The following is an 18,370-nucleotide window of genomic DNA, read 5'->3' on the forward strand; positions in this document are numbered from 1 at the left end:
AAAAGATGAGCGAATGTTCGCTCATCTTTTATTGTATAAGGAGGAATTATAGTTGTTAAGGGGAATCAATCATATTTGTTTTTCGGTATCTAATTTAGAAAACTCTATTATGTTTTATGAAAAAGTATTAGAAGGAGAATTATTAGTTAAAGGGAGGAAATTGGCGTATTTTAACATATGTGGAGTATGGATAGCGCTTAATGAAGAGACACATATTCCGAGAAATGAGATTCATCAATCTTATACGCACATTGCATTTTCTGTTGAACAAGAAGACTTTGAATATCTAATACAGCGATTAGAAGAAAATGATGTTCATATTTTAAAAGGAAGAGAACGTGATGTCAGAGATTGCGAATCTATATACTTTGTTGATCCTGACGGTCATAAATTTGAGTTTCACTCAGGGACACTGCAAGATCGTTTAAATTATTATAGAGATGAGAAACCTCATATGACATTTTATTAGGGAGGGATAGCATTTGCATGCACTTGTAATTGGTGGAACAGGAATGCTAAAGAGAGTTTCTATGTGGCTTTGTGAGCAAGGGTTTCATGTTTCTATTATCGGGCGAGATGAAGTGAAATTAGAAAATGTTAAGCGGATGAGTTCTACACCAGAAAATATTACATGCCTTTCGTTAGATTATCATAATGATGAAGATGTAAAGCTAGCTATTAAAAGTACAGTTGAGAAAAATGGCCCAATCACATTAGTTGTTGCATGGGTACACTCAAGTGCAAAGCATGCACTATCAAATATTTGTAAAGAACTAGATTTATCGTCTAAAACATATAGTTTATTTCATATTTTAGGTAGTAAAGCATCACGTATGACTGCACAAAAAATAGGGAGTACGCGATGTAGTTATCATAGAATTATTTTAGGTTTTATTTTAGAAGATACATATGGAAGATGGCTTACTCATGAAGAGATAGCTGATGGAGTTATAAAAGGGATTGAAAGTAAACGAGCGGAGTGGATTGTAGGGAGAGCTGAACCGTGGGAATTACGACCGAAATGGTGAGGGGGAGTAAGAAATGAAAACAACTATATATGTAACAAGGCATGGTGAAACAGAGTGGAATGTAGCGAAGCGAATGCAAGGACGGAAAAATTCTGCTTTAACTGAAAATGGTATAGTTCAGGCGAAACAATTAGGGAATCGAATGAAATATTTACCAATTCATGCGATCTATAGTAGTCCGAGCGAAAGAACACTTCATACGGCAGAGTTAATAAAAGGAGAACGCGATATACCCATTATAGCGGATGAGCATTTCTATGAAATCAACATGGGCATATGGGAAGGACAAACAATCGCGGATATAGAAAAGCTATTTCCAGAAGAAGTACATCTATTTTGGAATGAGCCACATCTTTTTCAGTCAACATCAGGAGAAAATTTTGAGGCTGTTCATAAAAGAGTAATGGAGGGGATGCAGCTTCTTTTAGAAAAACATAGAGGAGAAAACATATTGATTGTTTCTCATGCGGCAGCAGCAAAATTACTTGTAGGGCATTTTGCGGGAATTGAAATAGAAAATGTGTGGGATGATCCATTTATGCATAGTGCCAGTTTGAGCATAATAGAATTTGAAGAGGGTAATGGTAAAGTGAAACAATTTGCAGATATAAGTCACTTTCAATAAATGTAAAAAAGGCCGCAAAACGGCCTTTTTTGGGTGGTATAAAAACTAGCAGTTACGTTTTTTATACCAGAAGTGATCGAATTTCTTATTTTTGCAAGATGGGAATTTATGTCCGCTATCGTGACAGTCTTTACCATGATCCCATGAATCATCGCAAGAGTGACCGTGTCTGTTAGGGAAGAATTCGCATTTTTTACAGAAACTTCGTTTTGTCCAGAAAAATTTCTTTTCAAAGCGTATGCATTTTGTGACGAAAGTACAATGTTTTCTGCGAGTGCGTTTTGTAACTAAAACGCATTCTTTTCTACGCGTCACTTTCGTAACGAACGTCCATTTTTGAACACGTACACGAGTACATTTTGTAACAAATGTCCATTTTTTTACATGCGTACATTTTGTAACGAAAGTACAATGTTTCACGCGAGTACATCTTGTTCTTGGACATTTACGCCCTGTAGTACATTTACATTCTGTAGTACATTTATGATGAGAGAATTTATCATCATCGCATTCAAAAGTACTTGGATCTTGGTGTAAGAAATCCTCCATCCCAGCACTTTTGATTTCTTCAACAGCTTTTCTAATATCACGTTTCATAGAAATCCTCCTTATCATGTATTAAGTTGAAAAGGTATTCTTTTTCCTTAACATGATATGAGAGATGAAGTCTTTCTGAACAAGACAAGAGTGTAATTTTCTATAAATAGATGATAGCGGATGTATGGACAAGACAAGGCGCATACATTGAAGGAAGAGAACTGAGAAGGGATGAGAAAACATGCTGCCTTCATATGATTTTTTTGTTCATCCAATGTACTTAGTGGAATTGAAAAAAGACATTTGGTCAGATAGTCCAGTGCCAGCAAAATTAACTTATGGAAAAAAGAAATATGACATTGATATCGTATACCGAGGAGCTCATATTCGTGAGTTTGAGAAAAAATCTTATCATGTTATGTTTTATAAACCAAAAAGATTTCAAGGTGCGAAAGAGTTTCATTTGAATTCTGAGTTTATGGATCCGTCTCTCATACGAAATAAATTATCACTAGACTTCTTTCATGATATTGGTGTACTTTCGCCAAAATCACAACATGTATTCATAAAAATTAATGGTCAAATTCAAGGTGTGTATTTACAGTTAGAATCAGTTGACGAAAACTTTTTGAAAAATAGAGGATTACCGAGTGGTTCTATTTATTATGCGATAGATGATGATGCGAATTTTTCATTAATGAGTGAACGAGATAAAGATGTTAAGACAGAGCTCTTTGCGGGTTATGAATTTAAATATTCGAATAAAAATAGTGAAGAACAACTGAGTGAATTTGTATTTCAAGCGAATACTTTGACGAGGGAAGTCTATGAAAAAGAGATTGGGAAGTTTCTACATGTAGATAAATATTTACGATGGTTAGCAGGAGTTATTTTTACGCAAAACTTTGATGGTTTTGTTCATAACTATGCACTATATCATAACGATGAAACAAATTTATTTGAAGTTATACCGTGGGATTATGATGCGACTTGGGGGCGAGATGTACAAGGGAGACCGCTTAATCATGAATATATTCGCATTCAAGGGTATAACACGTTAAGTGCAAGATTGTTAGACATACCTGTATTTAGAAAGCAGTATCGAAGTATTTTAGAAGAAATATTAGAAGACCAATTTACAATTTCGTTTATGAGGCCAAAAGTAGAAGGGTTGTGTGAATTGATTCGTCCATATTTACTACAAGATCCATATATGAAAGAAAAACTAGAAACATTTGATCAAGAGGCTGATATGATTTATGAATATATAAATAAAAGAAGAAAGTATATACAAGACCACTTACATGAATTGGATTAATTTTGAAAGAGATTGAAACGTTATCAATCTCTTTTTTTGTATAATAAAGATGTATCAATAAAAATGAAGTAATATATTTGATAGAGAATGGGGATGCGGATATATGAGGATTAAATGGATTGATTGGGTAAAACAAATACAATCTATAGCTCAAGCAGGTTTAACGTATTCTAAGGATGTGTATGATATTGAGCGTTTCCAGCAATTACGGGATATTTCTATTTCAATGATGTCACATTACACGAAAACAGATTGGGAAGTCGTAGAGGAATTATTTGCAAGTGAGACAGGCTATCAAACACCTAAAGTTGATATAAGAGCGGTTGTTTTTCAAAATGAAAAGTTATTATTTGTGAAAGAAAAAAGCGATGGGAAATGGGCATTGCCAGGTGGATGGGCTGATGTCGGTTATACGCCAACCGAAGTTGCAGCAAAAGAGGTTGTCGAAGAGACAGGTTATGAGGTAGATCATTTTAAGTTACTAGCTATATTTGATAAAGAAAAACATCAACCATCTCCATCGGCGACGCATGTATATAAGATTTTCATTGGATGCGAGATTATTGGTGGAGAAAAGAAAACTAGCATTGAAACAGAAGAGGTGGAGTTTTTTGGTGAAAATGAATTGCCTAATTTATCAATTGCTAGAAATACAGAAGAACAAATTAAAGAGATGTTTGCCTACATGAAAGACCCGCAGAAAGAGAAATTAATAGATTAATCCTGTTTGAATTGTACATATTGTTAAAATGAAGATATTGGCAGATTGCAGCCTTTATGTAATAATGGGATGGTATGTGAAGAAAAAAGGAGATAAAAAAGAACATGTTAGCAAACATAATAGATCAGTTATTGCAATTTTTTGCAAGCTTAGGTTACTTTGGAGTAGCTCTTGCTTTAATGATTGAAGTAATCCCAAGTGAAATTGTACTTTCCTATGCTGGCTTTTTAGTAGCGAATGGTAAAATTAGTTTTGTTGGTGCAGTTATCGCCGGAACGATTGGTGGTACTTTAGCACAAATCTTTTTATACTGGCTTGGATACTACGGAGGGCGTCCGGTTGTAGAGAAATACGGGAAATATCTACTTATTAATAAACATCATTTAGACATAGCGGAAGGTTGGTTTAAGCGTTATGGAGCAGGCGTAATATTTTCTGCGCGCTTTATCCCAGTAGTACGTCATGCGATCTCTATTCCAGCAGGACTAGCTAAGATGCCATTAAAACTATTTACACTTTATACGGTTGTAGCGATCATTCCATGGTCAATTCTATTTATATACTTAGGTGAAAAACTTGGTGGGAATTGGCGACAAATTAAAGAGTATGCATCTGATTACACACATTACATAATTATAGGAGCTGTTCTTTTTATTGCTCTATACTTTGGTTTAAAGTATTTCAAAAAGAAAAAAGCAGCGCGTTAAAGTCAATGATTTTTCATTGGCTTTTTTTATTTGTTTCGGCAAGAAGGCTCCATCTGATTTGTGTTACGGGTGAAACCCAACAATTCAGGGGGAGATGAATTGCCGTCAGAAGGTAGTCTGAACTCTTATGTTTCTTTTTGTCTTACGATACAATCTGCCCTTAGATAAGGAGGGAATATCTCTTAAGATAACGAAATTGGATAATAATCATCATTTGGTTACTTGCACCAAAAGTAATTAATAAGTTTAATGAACTCTCTAAGAAAGGTGGTGAAAACAATGGCTAGAAAGAAAGCAGTGAAAGTATTACGGAAACAAAAGAAAAGAGAAACCATGCAACGATTCACGCAGAAACAAAATATCGGACGAGCTTGCCTTACTGCAAAAGAATTTCGCTTACTACAACGCATGTCACATAGTTCAAAAGCATTACGAAATGTTGGATTGTACACGATTAAACAAAGTTATTTGAACCATAATAAAATGGCTACTGTAAAAGAAGTGGATACTGCCATGCAAACCGATAGGAACTACTACTGGGGCATGCAATCAAACTCTGTTCAAGCGATTCGTAGAGCCTTATTTACAGAGGTAAAAAGCTTTTTTAAAGCAATGGAACAGTGGGGGGGAAATCCTGAGAAGTTCACAGGGCGTCCTAAATTTCCAAATTATTCTCGTTCAATTGACAAACGAATCATTGAAATCTATCAAGTTCCAAAAGTGGATGATAACGGGTATTGGAAAATCCCAATGAATGTTGCATTCAGAAAAAAATTCGGTTCCATTAAAATATGTATGCCTAAAAACTTAAGAAATAAAAAAATCTCCTACATTGAGATTGTACCGAAGCCAAAAGGTCGGTTCTTTGAGGTGCATTACACATATGAAATGCATGTTTCTCAAATGAAGAAACCATCCACGACTACGAGTAACGCTTTGAGTTGCGATTTAGGTGTAGATCGGTTATTAAGTTGCGTAACAAATACAGGTGATGCATTTTTAATTGATGGGAAAAAATTAAAATCCATTAACCAGTACTTCAACAAAATGATACGTAATCTCCAACAGAAAAATGTGGAAAACGGACTTTCAAAACGTGTTGTAACGAATAAAATGGCTGCACTTTGGCATAAACGAGAACGACAAATCAATGGTTACATTTCACAAACGGTAGGCTTGTTGTTCAAAAAAGTGAAAGCATTCGATATAGATACGATTGTCGTAGGGTATAACACGGGTTGGAAACAAAAATCTGATATGGGAAAAAAGAATAATCAAAAGTTTGTTCAAATTCCATTTCATAAACTGATGGCAGCAATTGAGAATAAATGTGTAAAAGAAGGTATACGATTTTTAAAACAAGAAGAAAGCTATACTTCAAAAGCTAGTTTTCTTGATAAAGATCCGGTTCCAGTTTGGTCTAAGGATGATAGTACGTATTATCGCTTTAGTGGAAAACGAATCACTCGTGGTCTGTACCAAAGTAAAGCAGGAATATGTATCCACGCTGATATTAATGGTGCATTGAATACATTGCAAAAATCAAAAGTTGTAGAATGGGATGACAATCTCAAAGTGAAAACACCGATTCTATTAGAAGTGCAAAAACGTAAGGCTGTTGCTTCGCGCATAGCTTAGTGGGTGTGTCAACCATCCATGTGTACTCGACTTGTCGGGGCTTGTAGCACACGCCGGATTCATCTGAGTGGTGGCTTCTTCTGCAAGGAAGAGTTGCTCTTTTTCGAAAGGGTGGTGCAAGTGGGAAATAATCGTTCGTTACCAGTACTAATCAAAAACTTACTTGGGGTGTTACCGTAAGGTGGCATGAATGCTAGAGCGTCAAACTGTCTATCGATAGACGAAAAGACCTAGCGTTCTAACTCAAGCCCCCACTGAAACGCTTCATCTCAGTGGGGGTAGTTGACTTGTTTCGGTTCTAAAAAAAAAGAGTTGTCCATAATGTATAATAATAAAGCGTAGCGGAGGAATGTGATGAAAGGGTCACCGTTTATACGTGGAACAATATTTTTAACGATGGCAACGATGATATCAAAAATGTTAGGGTTTATATATGTTATACCATTTACAGCGATGGTCGGTACGAGTGGTTACGTTCTATACACATATGCATATCGTCCTTATACCATCATGCTCAGCATAGCAACAATGGGATTACCGCTAGCTGTTTCAAAGATGGTATCAAAATATGATCAACTGAATGACTATCATACGGTTAAGAGAGTATTGAAAAGTGGAATTGTGTTTATGTTTATAATGGGAGTAATTTCGTGTATTGCTTTATATATGCTAGCTCCACATTTAGCTAAACTTGTAATCGATGGGAATGATCAAACGGGGAATAGTGTAGCAGCGGTTACAAATAATATTCAAATTGTAAGTTTTGCGTTAATACTTGTACCAGTAATGAGCTTGTTAAGGGGTTTTTTTCAAGGATTTCAGTCAATGGGACCTTCTGCATTAAGCGTAGTTGTGGAGCAATTTTTTCGCGTCTTAACCATTTTGATAGGAAGCTTTGTCGTTTTATATGTTTTAAAAGCGTCTGTTTCATTAGCGGTTGGTATTTCAACGTTCGGTGCATTTATGGGAGCTGTAGGTGGATTAACTGTTTTAAGTGCATATTACATAAGAAGGAGAAGGCATTTAAAGAAAAAAGAGATGGCAAGTATACCACAAACAACAAAATCCTTTTTCTCATTGTATAAGGAGCTCTTTACATATTCTATTCCTTTTGTTGTGGTGGGCTTAGCAATTCCGTTGTATCAGACGATTGATACATTTACAATTAATAAACTACTTATACAAATAGGGTATATGCAAGGAGAAGCGGAAAAAATTAATGCGATAATTGGTCTTGTTCAAATGGTTGTGCTCATCCCGGTATCCGTTGCGACAGCTTTTAGTATGTCTCTCGTACCAGAGATGACGAAAGCTTACACAGCAGGAAATACGAAGCTATTGTACAAACATTTTACGAGAACAAATGTATTAGTAGTAGCGATTACGGTACCGGCGGCAATTGGAATGATGGTGTTAGCCAAGCCTGTATATACTCTTTTATTCGGTGCTGGAAATGATCCAGAGATGGGGAGAATCATTTTACAGTATTATGCTCCTGCTTGCATATTATTTTCTCTTTTTACAGTAACGGCTGCTATGCTACAAGGAATCAATCAACAGCAGAAGACGGTGCTAGGACTAGTGATTGGAATTATTGTGAAGATAGTTTTAAATATTGTATTGCTTCCGTATTTCGATTATGTAAGTTTTATCATTTCAACATACGCGGGCTATACGATTTCAGTCGGGTTTAACTTGTGGATGCTTTCTAAATATGTTATAAAGGCAACATAAGCTTTTAAGGCAGAGAGCACTCTGTCTTTTTCTATGTTTATAATATTTTTCTTATAAAAACGTTTTCAAAATAATTTTTCTATTGAAATTTAAACGTATGTTTCATATGCTGAGAATGGCGGTTTAAAAACTGTGATTTAAGAGAGGTAGATTCCTACATGTAAAAAGAATCGGGGTGATAGTATGTTAAATATATATTTAACAGACCGAAACGGAAAACTACAAGAGATTGAGGAAATGCAAAAGGGGTGCTGGATTAATGTACTTCATCCAACAGAAGAAGAAATTCAATATCTAGTACAAACTTTAAATGTAGACTTAGATTTCATTAAAGACCCTTTGGATGATGAAGAACGCTCTCGTATTGAAAAGGAAGACAATAATACTTTAATTATCGTGGATATTCCGACAGTTAGACATGACGAAGAAGGAAATTCGATTTATGACACGATTCCAATAGGTATGATTGTGATGCCAGATTGTTTTGTTACAATCTGCTTAGAAGAGAATCCAATTTTTGAACGTTTTATTAATCAACGTATTAAAGAATTTTATACGTTTAAGAAGACGCGCTTTGCACTTCAGCTCTTATATACGATTTCTACTTATTATTTAAGATACTTAAAGCAAATAAATCGAAAAACAATTGATTTAGAGCATCAATTAAATCAGTCAATGAAAAATAAAGAGATTTTCACATTATTAGGCCTTGAGAAAAGTTTAGTATACTTTACAACGTCATTAAAGGCTAATAAAATTGTAATTCAAAAGTTAATGCGTAATAGTACATTTTTAAAAATGTATGAAGACGATCAAGATTTATTAGAAGATGTATTAATTGAAAATAAACAGGCTATTGAAATGGCGGAAATATATAGTCACATTTTAAGTGGAATGATGAATACTTTTAGCTCCGTTATATCAAATAATTTAAATAGTGTTATGAAACTGTTAACGTCAATTACGATCATTTTATCTTTACCGACGATGGTTTCTAGTTTCTTTGGAATGAACGTAAAGGTTCCGTTTGAAGGGGAAGCCCACGGTTTTGTAATTGTACTCATCATATGTGTAACACTATCTTTCACGTTAGCTTTTGTTTTTTGGAAGAAACGTTACTTTTAACGATAAAAAGCTGCTCTAGCATAGTTATATAACTACGCTAGAGCAGCTTTTTTGCTATGAAATCTCAAATTTTGAATAGAATATAACTTGTACAATGTAATGTATATAAAGGGTATGTATTCCATATAAACCTTGTCCAATTAATGAAATGGGGTTAAAATTACATATTGTTAATGAAAAGTTGGAGGAAATACATCATGGAATTGTTTCAATTACCGAAAGCATTCCTGCAAATGAATACAATTTTTATCTCCATATTGATCGAAGCACTTCCTTTCGTGCTCATTGGTGTATTTATTTCAGGATTTATTCAAATGTTCGTGACAGAAGATATGGTAGCAAAATGGATGCCGAAAAACCGATTTCTGTCTGTTTTAGTAGCTACTTTTTTAGGGATGTTGTTTCCAGGTTGTGAATGTGGAATCGTTCCGATTGTAAGACGATTAATCGGAAAAGGGGTTCCGCCATATGCGGGGATTGCATTTATGTTAACTGGGCCAATTATTAATCCAGTTGTTTTATTTGCAACATACGTTGCCTTTGGAAGTAGTATGCACATGGTATGGTATCGTTCTATTGTAGCGATTATTGTAGCAATTATCGTTGGAATTATATTATCATTTATGTTTAAAGAACATCAATTAAGAGATGATCACTTCCCAGAAGTGAATCATAAGCGTCCATTACGTAAAAAAATGTGGGATGTATGTACGCATGCTGTTGAAGAATTTTTCTCGATGGGAAAATATTTAGTATTAGGTGCGTTAATTGCAGCTGCAGTTCAAACGTTCGTACAAACTTCAACACTTCTTGCTATAGGACAAGGGCCGTTCTCTTCACCAGCTGTTATGATGGGACTTGCTTATATATTATCACTTTGTTCAGAAGCGGATGCGTTTATTGCTTCATCATTCCAAAGTACATTTTCAACAGCATCACTTGTCGCGTTCCTTGTTTATGGACCGATGGTGGATATTAAAAATATGTTTATGATGCTTGCGACATTTAAAACGAAATTTGTAATTGTCGTTACAGTTACAGTTACACTCGTTGTTTATGCAAGCTCACTACTCATTTATGCGATGGGGTGGTAGGTTATGTTTCGAGCGTATATATTATTAGGTTTTACAATATTAATTGCGCAGCTTCATATTTCTGGTAACATTACGAAGTATATCAATATGAAGTATGCTTATTTATCAACAACAGCAGCAATTATTTTAGGTTTCTTAACGATTGTACAAATTATCGTCGTTTTCCAAAAAGAGCACCAAAAGGAAAAAGAAAAAAATGATTGCAGTTGTGACCATAGCCATTGCGGGCATGATCATTCAAAAGATGAGAATACATGGTGGAAAAAAGCATTTTCGTACTCCTTGTTTTGTTTTCCAATTATCTCAGGATTATTTTTCCCGATTGCAACGTTAGATTCAGATATTGTTAAGGCAAAAGGATTTCATTTTCCTGTTGCACAAGCAGAAAGTAAGGATCCATTTATGACAAGACAATTTCTAAGACCTGATACGAGCATTTATTACGGGAAAGAAGGATACCGCGGTGTAATGGAAAAAGGGAAGAAAGAGTTTGTTACGAAAGACAATATTAATTTGAAAGACGAAGACTTCCTAAAGGGTATGGAAACAATTTATAATTATCCTGGCGAGTTTACTGGGAAAAAATTATCTTTTAAAGGGTTTGTTTTTAGAGATGATTCTTCTAAAAAAGAACAATACTTCTTATTCCGTTTCGGTATTATACATTGCGTAGCAGATTCTGGTGTGTATGGTATGTTAGTGAAAAAACCAGAAGGTGTAGAGTGGAATAATGATGACTGGATTCAAGTAGAAGGAGAGATAACTACTGAGTTTTATCAGCCGTTTCATGCGAATATTCCTGTATTAGAAGTAACAAAATGGAATAAAGTTGAACAGCCGAAAGAACAATATGTATTTAGAGGAGCCGATTGATAAAATCGGTTCTTTTTTGTGGACTAAAAGTTCTGAATGTTGTTAATATTAAACGTGTAGTTCATTTCGTATAGTGAGTATTGAAATATTAGGGATAAATCATTAAAGGGGTGATAACAATGACAGAAGTAAAAGGAAAAACTGCTAATGAGTCAAGAGTGTTCAAAACGAGCCGAGTATTCCCAACGGATTTAAATGATCATAACACGCTATTTGGTGGAAAGATATTAGCGGAGATGGATATGGTTGCTTCTATTTCAGCATCCAGACATTCAAGAAAGGAATGTGTCACAGCATCTATGGATTGGGTCGATTTCTTACATCCTGTTCGTTCTTCAGATTGTGTTAGTTATGAATCTTTCGTAATTTGGACGGGAAGAACTTCGATGGAAGTATTTGTGAAGGTAGTGGCTGAAGATTTAATTTCAGGTGAGAAGCGTATAGCAGCAACGTCATTCGTTACTTTTGTTGCACTTAGTAAGGAAAATAATCCAATTCCTGTACCGCGTGTTATTCCTGAAACAGAAGAAGAGAAAGAATTACATCGTATTGCTGTCTTACGTGCAGAACAGCGTCATATACGTAAGGCGGAGAGTAAGAAAGTAGCCACATTGTTAACCTTTTGAGATGAATATTTAGCCATTTAAGTTACTATAGCAGGCGGAAATGGTTTTAAAATGAAAAGCGGACACCTAAAAATAGGTGTCCGCTTTTATAGTTTTTTCATCCACATATCATATGACAGTAGCTACTTAGCAGAAGCAAGCAGCACCGACGATGATTAAGAGGATAAATAATACGACTAATAGCGCAAATCCATTACCATGTGCGAAGCCCATTGTTATTTCCTCCTTTTATTTTAAGATACAACATACAATATGCAAATGAGCTATTGTTTGATATGGACATATATCATGTAATGACATATTTTCTTGAATGATAATGTAATAAAAAAGGGAAGATATAGAAATAACAGTAAGTGGAGAAAGGAATTTATCCATGAGGCACTTTTTCGCTATATTTCTTTGTTTAATAGGTGTATTCATTTGGATGAACATCGATGTGGAAATGGGGAAGGAAATGGCTAGTGAATATGAATTAGGACAAGATCGATTAGGTGAATTTCAACTATATACGAACGGTGAAGAGTTATATAGAAAATTATTTGAGGATATAAACGATGCAGAAAAGTATATATATATCCATTTTTATATTGTAGGAAAAGATGAAATAAGCCAAGAATTTTTACAGTTATTAGAGAACAAAGCATCTAGCGGAGTAGAAGTGAAATTGTCAGTCGATCGGATAGGCGGATATAAGCTGAAGAAAAAGGTAATTAGCCGATTAAAGGAAAACGGTGTGAAGTTTACATTTAGTAAAAAACTGAAACTGAAAAATGTGTTCTATTCTTTGCATCAACGGAATCATAGACGTATTGTTACGATAGATGGAAAGGTATCATACGTTGGTGGCTTTAATATCGGAAAGGAGTACCTTGGACAAGATCCGAAGTTTGGGCCATGGCGTGATTATCACGTGCGCATCCATGGTGATGGTGCATCGGATATGGAAAGAAAGTTCGCCGAAGATTGGAAAGAAGATACAGGAGAAAAAATGCCTATACATGAAAGTATACCTACATTAGGGAATGTGAAATATCAATATTTATTTTCAAATGGAAAAGGCTTATGGAAAAAGTATGGGGCACTTTTAAAGAAGGCTAAAAAGTCTTTAATTATCGCTACACCATATTTTGTACCAAGTAAAGAAATGGTGAAAGAGTTAAAAGCTGCATTGAATCGTGGTGTTAACGTAAAAATTCTCGTGCCATTTAAAAGTGATGCCATAATGTTAAAACAAGCTGCCTATCCATATTTGAAAGATATGTTACATGCTGGAGCGGAGATTTATCAATATCGAAATGGATTTTTTCATGGGAAAGTAACAATCATTGATGGAGAAATTGTTGATATTGGGACAGCGAATTTTGATAATAGAAGTTTTTATTTAAATTGCGAGTCTAACTGTATCATATATGATAAAACAGTTGTTGATGAAGTATGGAGTCGATTACAGGTAGACTTTCATAAATCAAAACGATTTTCTGAAGAAGATTTTGAGAAAATTAGTAGATGGGATTGGTTTTTAGCAAGAATAGCGAATGTTTTAGCATCATATTTATAGAGCATATGGACAAAAGAGAAGGGAGGCGCTTTAATGGACTGTATGAAAGAATTAATGAGATATAGTTATATGCTAATATATGAGGTTGGAGAGTATGCTGGAAAGGTTAGAGACGAAGAATTAAAAAATCTATTACAGCACCATTTACCATATATGTTACAAGCATATAATGAACAAGTAAATTTTCAAGAAGGAGAGAATGTGCAGCATATAACCTGTGAAACAACGGAGTTTGATTTGCATGAAATGGAAAAGGAAACAGTTAGTAAATATACAGGGGACATTCATATTGCAACCTGTTATATTGCGCACTTGAAACGATTAGCTTTAAAGTTTGCTCAAGTTGCAGTGGAAGTTGCTAATCCGGAGTTTCGCTCATTTTTGGAAAATTGTTTCCTGAAAATGAACCGTTATGCTTATAGTGTGTGGCAATATGTTATGAAGAAAGAATATAAGATTACAGATCTATATGAAAATGAAAAGTTTGCATGAGAAACTAAGGCGGAATGGTGTGCGCCTTAGTTTTTTTACGTCCATTGAGAGAAAAAAACTAGTTTTATTGTGTATCAATTGGAAATGAAATATATAAATTAAAATTAGGTTTTGTTATCAGAAAATTTACAAAAATTTACCGTATATTTACTGTTTTTCAATCTCTCCTTTAAAAATAGAGAGTAATATGAGGTTGTACATATTCTATCACAAGGAGGAAACGCAAATGAACAAATGGGTTAAATCATTAACTGCTATGACACTTGCAAGTTCTTTATTAATGGTAGGTTGCAGTAAAGGTGAGGACAAGAAGAAAGAAGACGACACAACAACACAACAAGAGGACAAAAAGGATAAAGAAACAAGTGGAACCGAGAAGTCTACTGATTCTAAAGAAAAGAAATAAAGTAATAATAAAGCTTCCTCTCATATGTGAGGAAGCTTTTTGATTGTAAATTAACAGAGATTATTGAAAAATAGAAAGAGAATGAAAGAGGGGGGAAAACAAATGAAAGTATGTATATTGGGAGCAACAGGGCGAGTAGGTTCAAACATAATAAATTTAGCATTAAAGGATTCAGCTGAAGTGACTGCATTAGCACGTGATTTAAATAGAATAGAAATACATCATGAAAGGTTACGAGTGATAGAAGGTAATGTATTGAATGAAAATGATATAAAGAAAGCGATAGAAGGAAGCAATATAGTAATTAGTGCACTTGGAACGGATCAAAATGGAACATTAGCGAAGAGTATGCCACAAATTATAAAGCAAATGGAAGAAGCAGGGGTTCATAAAATTATTACAATAGGAACAGCCGGTATTTTACAAGCAAGAGCAAATCCAAATTTATATCGTTTCCAATCAACGGAATCCAAAAGGAAAACGACAACAGCAGCAGAAGATCATTTGGCTGCATATAAGGTACTAAGTAATAGTAATAATTTATGTTGGACAGTTGTTTGTCCGACACATTTAATAGATGGTGAGGCGACAGAGGTATATCGAACTGAAAAAGATATATTGCCAGAAGGTGGATCAAAAATTACAGTGGGTGATACGGCACACTTTGCATGGGATCTATGTAAGAAAAACATATATGAAAATAGGCGAGTAGGTATTGCATATTAAAAAACCATCCCGAATTCGGGATGGTTAAAAGATGATATAACATACGAAGATGATAATCATAATGATTTGGAGAATTGCTTTCGCTACTGTACTGCTTAAAAAACCAACTACAGTAGCGACTCCAACTAGAAAGGCATCTTTTGGCGCTTTTTTATGCACTAGTTCTGTTATAAATACTGATAAGAACGGTATGATAATAAGTCCGAATGGTGGGAAGAAAAACGATCCAACAATGATAGAAATCATTCCGACACGTTCGCCCCATTTAGAACTACCGTATTTTTTTAAGAAATATCCATTTGCAATAAAATCAGCAACGAAAATGAAAAGAGTGAAAATGACTTGAATAATCCAAAAAGAAGTTGTTAATTCTCCTCCATTTATACCGAAATGGTAAATCAAATATCCAGCCCAGACAGCTAGTATGCCAGGGATAATTGGATAAATAAAGGCGAGAAATGAAACAATGAAACAGGCAATGATACAAATTGTTAGTAAAACAGTCACTTTATAGCTCCTTTTTAATATCTAGTTTATGTACAGCAACTTTTTTGACTTGATGTCCATCAAGTTCTAATACTTTAAATTGAAAACCAGCGTATTCAATGGAATAGCCAGCTTCAATATTTAAATCAACTGCTTGAGAGAGAATCCACCCTCCGATTGTATCTAAATCACTATCATCAATATGTAGGCCAAACATATCATTTACTTCAGAAATAAGTACCTTTCCATCTACAACAGTAAGCTTAGGTGTACGCTTTTCAATCATAGGTGGTTCATCCGCATCGAATTCATCTTGAATTTCTCCAATGATTTCTTCAAGAATATCTTCCATCGTTAAAAGTCCGGCAGTGCCACCATATTCATCCATAACGATTGCCATCTGAACGCGATTTTTTTGAAGGTGGACTAACGTTTTACGAATTGGAACTGTTTCAAATACAGTTAGAACAGGATGTATATAAGATTCAAGTGGTTTATAAATACCTTTCGTTTGATCATGGAATACTTCTTTCGTATTGATCATCCCAATGATATCATCTTTATCTTTTTCAATGATTGGATAGCGTGTATATTTTTCAGTAGCGACGATATCCATATTTTCTTCTAACGTATTTTCAGTAGATAAGCAAATCATTTCGGTACGAGGAACCATAATTTCTTTCGCAACTCGATCATCAAATTCAAAAATGTTATTTACATATTTATATTCGGTTTGGTTTATTTCACCGCTTTTAAAACTTTCACCTAAAATGAGTCGCAATTCCTCTTCAGAATGAGCAAGTTCATTTTCTTTCGCAGGTTCTAATCCGAGTAGTTTTGTGAAAAATATAGCTGCACTATTTAGTAGCCAAATGAATGGATACATAATTTTATCAAATAAAATAAGCGGTCTTGCAAATTTGAGTGTGATTGCTTCTGCTTTTTGAATTGCGAAAGACTTTGGAACTAACTCACCTAATACAACGTGGAAAAATGTAATAACACTAAAAGCAATAACAAAAGATAAAGTGTTAGCCATTGTTCCAGTAATATTAATTTTTTCAAAGAGCGGTCGTAGTATATGCTCCACAGTCGGTTCACCAAGCCAACCAAGCCCTAAAGAAGTGATCGTAATTCCGAGTTGACAAGCTGATAAATAAACATCTAAATTAGATAGGACACTTCTTGCAGCTAAAGCTTGTTTATTACCTTCATTTGCAAGTTGGTCAATTCGACTTTTACGTACTTTTACAACAGCGAATTCTGATGCGACGAAAAAGCCAGAAATAAGAATAAGTACAAAGATGAGAAAAATATTTAATATGTCCAAGTGTGTTCTCTATTCCAAGGTTTGGAATAAAGATGTCACCTCCTGCAATTATGTTATACTTTTATAATAAATCCAAATGAAAAGAATAGTCAAAGGAAAAGGGTAAATATTGGTATGTTTCTGTAATAGTTTTTGAATTTGCTGTTATTTTGTCCGCTATACAAAAGGAATAACCCCCTACTTTTAGATTATAGAGGGTAATTTCAAATTAAGGTTTTGGAACACTTCTTGTTAAAGTGTATGACTGTTGCTTGGAGTAGTTTGTGGTCCATAGTGTTTGAAGAAAAGAAAGTATGCTATATGGGATATAGAGTAGTAATAAGCCGATTGTAACAATTATGGGTGAATTTCCGCCAAATTGAACGATAAATTGCAACAGTCCATTTGCATGAAAAACGCATTCCATAAAAACGAATGAAAGAATAATGGAACCTAAAATTGATTTATGATTCGAAGTAAGCGCTAAAAACAATGTATCTACAAGAAAAGAATCATGTTTTATTTCATATTCATTTGTGTTTTTTAAGAAAGGAAGCCATTTTTTTACTGCTTGCATAACGATAATCATGGAAGTACTACATATGATGATAAAAGATGAGTAGTAAGGAAGGCTTATAAATTGTGCGACGTATAGAAGTAGTAATAAGACTGAACATTGTAATACTACAGTGCAAAAAGAGTAAGGAATCCAATTCAATAGGGTAGTAAACTTTTTAAAGGAGTTAGGTAATTTGAAAAATAAATGGCCGATACCCAAACTTATGAAAAATCCGATCGCAAGGGTAAAAGTAAAACGAACAATCGATATAAAATATATTTCCCATATGTAAGGGAATAATGGTGTTGAATGATTAGAAGTATGTACCATTTGGTTTGCTGAGAAAAAGATAGATTCATGCATCCAATCAACCTTTGGAATTGATAAAGAAGAAAGCTGTGCGAAGTTTTGAAAAATGCTAATAAAGCCATTTTGATAAGAGTAATTGTGTGTAATAAAAAGAGCTGGAATTGGACTTATGGCAAAAATAACAATAACACCAATTATTAATTTGTATATATGTGAGCGTAATAAGGACATATAACCACCTACTCTTGGAATATTCAGAAAATTCTTATTCTTATTTTAGCCGTTTTTGGAGCAAGTTACAATATATTTTTCTTTACGTATCGGTACATGGATAGTTTTAAATTCTTTTTAGAAATCTATTTTATGTGTGGAATATAAAGCAGAAACGGGTATGTAACAGTACAAATACAAAAAGCGTGAACAGTTTTGCGTTTTCACACTTTTTGTATGGAATGAAGAGAAATGTAGGGAAGTGTCGAAAGGATTAAATAGATTTTTT

General features: G+C 34.3%; 21 protein-coding genes. 16 read left to right on the forward strand and 5 right to left on the reverse strand.

Annotated features, from left to right (window positions below; translation table 11 throughout):
* The first annotated feature begins 52 nt into the window (after positions 1-52).
* From fosB to JFU02_RS29600, 3 genes are read left to right on the forward strand one after another with little or no spacing between them, the layout of a single operon-like run.
* The gene (fosB, locus tag JFU02_RS29590; protein ID WP_000943764.1) at positions 53-469 is read left to right on the forward strand and encodes a FosBx1 family fosfomycin resistance bacillithiol transferase; all 417 of its coding nucleotides are present in this window, start codon (positions 53-55) and stop codon (positions 467-469) included.
* A 13-nt stretch (positions 470-482) separates the two neighbouring features.
* Entirely contained in the window at positions 483-1,028 is a 546-nt protein-coding gene (locus tag JFU02_RS29595) for a short-chain dehydrogenase (RefSeq protein ID WP_000543155.1), read from the forward strand.
* Positions 1,029-1,041: 13 nt separating this feature from the next.
* Entirely contained in the window at positions 1,042-1,653 is a 612-nt protein-coding gene (locus tag JFU02_RS29600; protein WP_000858836.1) for a phosphoserine phosphatase 1, read from the forward strand.
* A 45-nt stretch (positions 1,654-1,698) separates the two neighbouring features.
* On the opposite strand, the gene exsB is transcribed toward JFU02_RS29600, so the two are convergent.
* Positions 1,699-2,250, reverse strand: coding sequence for an exosporium protein ExsB (exsB, locus tag JFU02_RS29605; protein ID WP_000817490.1), 552 nt, complete (start codon positions 2,248-2,250; stop codon positions 1,699-1,701).
* 181 nt (positions 2,251-2,431) lie between these two features.
* Here exsB and cotH point away from each other — a divergent pair, with 181 nt between their 5' ends.
* From cotH to JFU02_RS29650, 9 genes are all read left to right on the forward strand, one after another.
* Positions 2,432-3,508: a spore coat protein CotH gene (gene cotH / locus JFU02_RS29610; RefSeq protein ID WP_000938006.1), complete on the forward strand. Its 1,077-nt coding sequence runs from the start codon at positions 2,432-2,434 to the stop codon at positions 3,506-3,508.
* A 103-nt stretch (positions 3,509-3,611) separates the two neighbouring features.
* Positions 3,612-4,229, forward strand: a complete 618-nt coding sequence (locus JFU02_RS29615) for an NUDIX hydrolase N-terminal domain-containing protein (RefSeq protein WP_001220924.1) — start codon at positions 3,612-3,614, stop codon at positions 4,227-4,229.
* 104 nt (positions 4,230-4,333) lie between these two features.
* Entirely contained in the window at positions 4,334-4,936 is a 603-nt protein-coding gene (uptA, locus tag JFU02_RS29620) for an undecaprenyl phosphate transporter UptA (protein WP_000880691.1), read from the forward strand.
* A 279-nt stretch (positions 4,937-5,215) separates the two neighbouring features.
* The gene (locus JFU02_RS29625; protein WP_201072026.1) at positions 5,216-6,574 is read left to right on the forward strand and encodes an RNA-guided endonuclease TnpB family protein; all 1,359 of its coding nucleotides are present in this window, start codon (positions 5,216-5,218) and stop codon (positions 6,572-6,574) included.
* A 354-nt stretch (positions 6,575-6,928) separates the two neighbouring features.
* Positions 6,929-8,308, forward strand: a complete 1,380-nt coding sequence (locus JFU02_RS29630) for a putative polysaccharide biosynthesis protein (protein ID WP_000678848.1) — start codon at positions 6,929-6,931, stop codon at positions 8,306-8,308.
* A 183-nt stretch (positions 8,309-8,491) separates the two neighbouring features.
* Entirely contained in the window at positions 8,492-9,433 is a 942-nt protein-coding gene (locus JFU02_RS29635) for a magnesium transporter CorA family protein (RefSeq protein WP_000932389.1), read from the forward strand.
* Positions 9,434-9,630: 197 nt separating this feature from the next.
* Positions 9,631-10,527 carry a permease gene (locus JFU02_RS29640; protein ID WP_061667476.1) on the forward strand — a complete coding sequence of 299 codons (897 nt, stop codon included), beginning with the start codon at positions 9,631-9,633 and terminating at the stop codon, positions 10,525-10,527.
* A gap of 3 nt (positions 10,528-10,530) precedes the next feature.
* On the forward strand, positions 10,531-11,400 hold the full coding sequence (locus tag JFU02_RS29645) for a TIGR03943 family putative permease subunit (RefSeq protein WP_000488059.1): 870 nt from the start codon (positions 10,531-10,533) through the stop codon (positions 11,398-11,400).
* 119 nt (positions 11,401-11,519) lie between these two features.
* Positions 11,520-12,026, forward strand: a complete 507-nt coding sequence (locus JFU02_RS29650; protein WP_000141163.1) for an acyl-CoA thioesterase — start codon at positions 11,520-11,522, stop codon at positions 12,024-12,026.
* 126 nt (positions 12,027-12,152) lie between these two features.
* Here the strand turns inward: JFU02_RS29650 and JFU02_RS29655 are convergent, their stop codons facing one another.
* Entirely contained in the window at positions 12,153-12,239 is an 87-nt protein-coding gene (locus JFU02_RS29655; RefSeq protein ID WP_000505094.1) for a YjcZ family sporulation protein, read from the reverse strand.
* A 160-nt stretch (positions 12,240-12,399) separates the two neighbouring features.
* Between JFU02_RS29655 and cls the strand changes: the two genes are divergently transcribed.
* The 4 genes from cls (at position 12,400) to JFU02_RS29675 (ending at position 15,208) form a co-directional block, all read left to right on the forward strand.
* The gene (gene cls / locus JFU02_RS29660; RefSeq protein WP_141528109.1) at positions 12,400-13,584 is read left to right on the forward strand and encodes a cardiolipin synthase; all 1,185 of its coding nucleotides are present in this window, start codon (positions 12,400-12,402) and stop codon (positions 13,582-13,584) included.
* Between the two features lie 33 nt (positions 13,585-13,617).
* Positions 13,618-14,076 carry a spore coat protein gene (locus tag JFU02_RS29665; RefSeq protein WP_000340539.1) on the forward strand — a complete coding sequence of 153 codons (459 nt, stop codon included), beginning with the start codon at positions 13,618-13,620 and terminating at the stop codon, positions 14,074-14,076.
* Between the two features lie 226 nt (positions 14,077-14,302).
* Positions 14,303-14,482, forward strand: coding sequence for a hypothetical protein (locus tag JFU02_RS29670; protein WP_001045970.1), 180 nt, complete (start codon positions 14,303-14,305; stop codon positions 14,480-14,482).
* Positions 14,483-14,584: 102 nt separating this feature from the next.
* Positions 14,585-15,208 (forward strand): NAD(P)-dependent oxidoreductase, encoded by a 624-nt coding sequence (locus tag JFU02_RS29675; RefSeq protein ID WP_000861640.1) that lies wholly within the window; start codon positions 14,585-14,587, stop codon positions 15,206-15,208.
* A gap of 24 nt (positions 15,209-15,232) precedes the next feature.
* Here the strand turns inward: JFU02_RS29675 and JFU02_RS29680 are convergent, their stop codons facing one another.
* From JFU02_RS29680 to JFU02_RS29690, 3 genes are all read right to left on the reverse strand, one after another.
* A complete protein-coding gene (locus JFU02_RS29680; protein WP_000217335.1) occupies positions 15,233-15,715 on the reverse strand; it encodes a DUF456 domain-containing protein in 483 nt (160 codons plus the stop codon).
* 1 nt (position 15,716) lies between these two features.
* Positions 15,717-17,024 (reverse strand): hemolysin family protein, encoded by a 1,308-nt coding sequence (locus JFU02_RS29685; RefSeq protein WP_000353734.1) that lies wholly within the window; start codon positions 17,022-17,024, stop codon positions 15,717-15,719.
* 208 nt (positions 17,025-17,232) lie between these two features.
* Positions 17,233-18,102: a hypothetical protein gene (locus JFU02_RS29690; RefSeq protein ID WP_061667479.1), complete on the reverse strand. Its 870-nt coding sequence runs from the start codon at positions 18,100-18,102 to the stop codon at positions 17,233-17,235.
* Positions 18,103-18,370: the final 268 nt, after the last annotated feature.

This window comes from Bacillus sp. TH13 (assembly GCF_016651175.1).
In the GTDB taxonomy this organism is placed as follows: Bacteria; Bacillota; Bacilli; order Bacillales; family Bacillaceae_G; genus Bacillus_A; species Bacillus_A thuringiensis_S.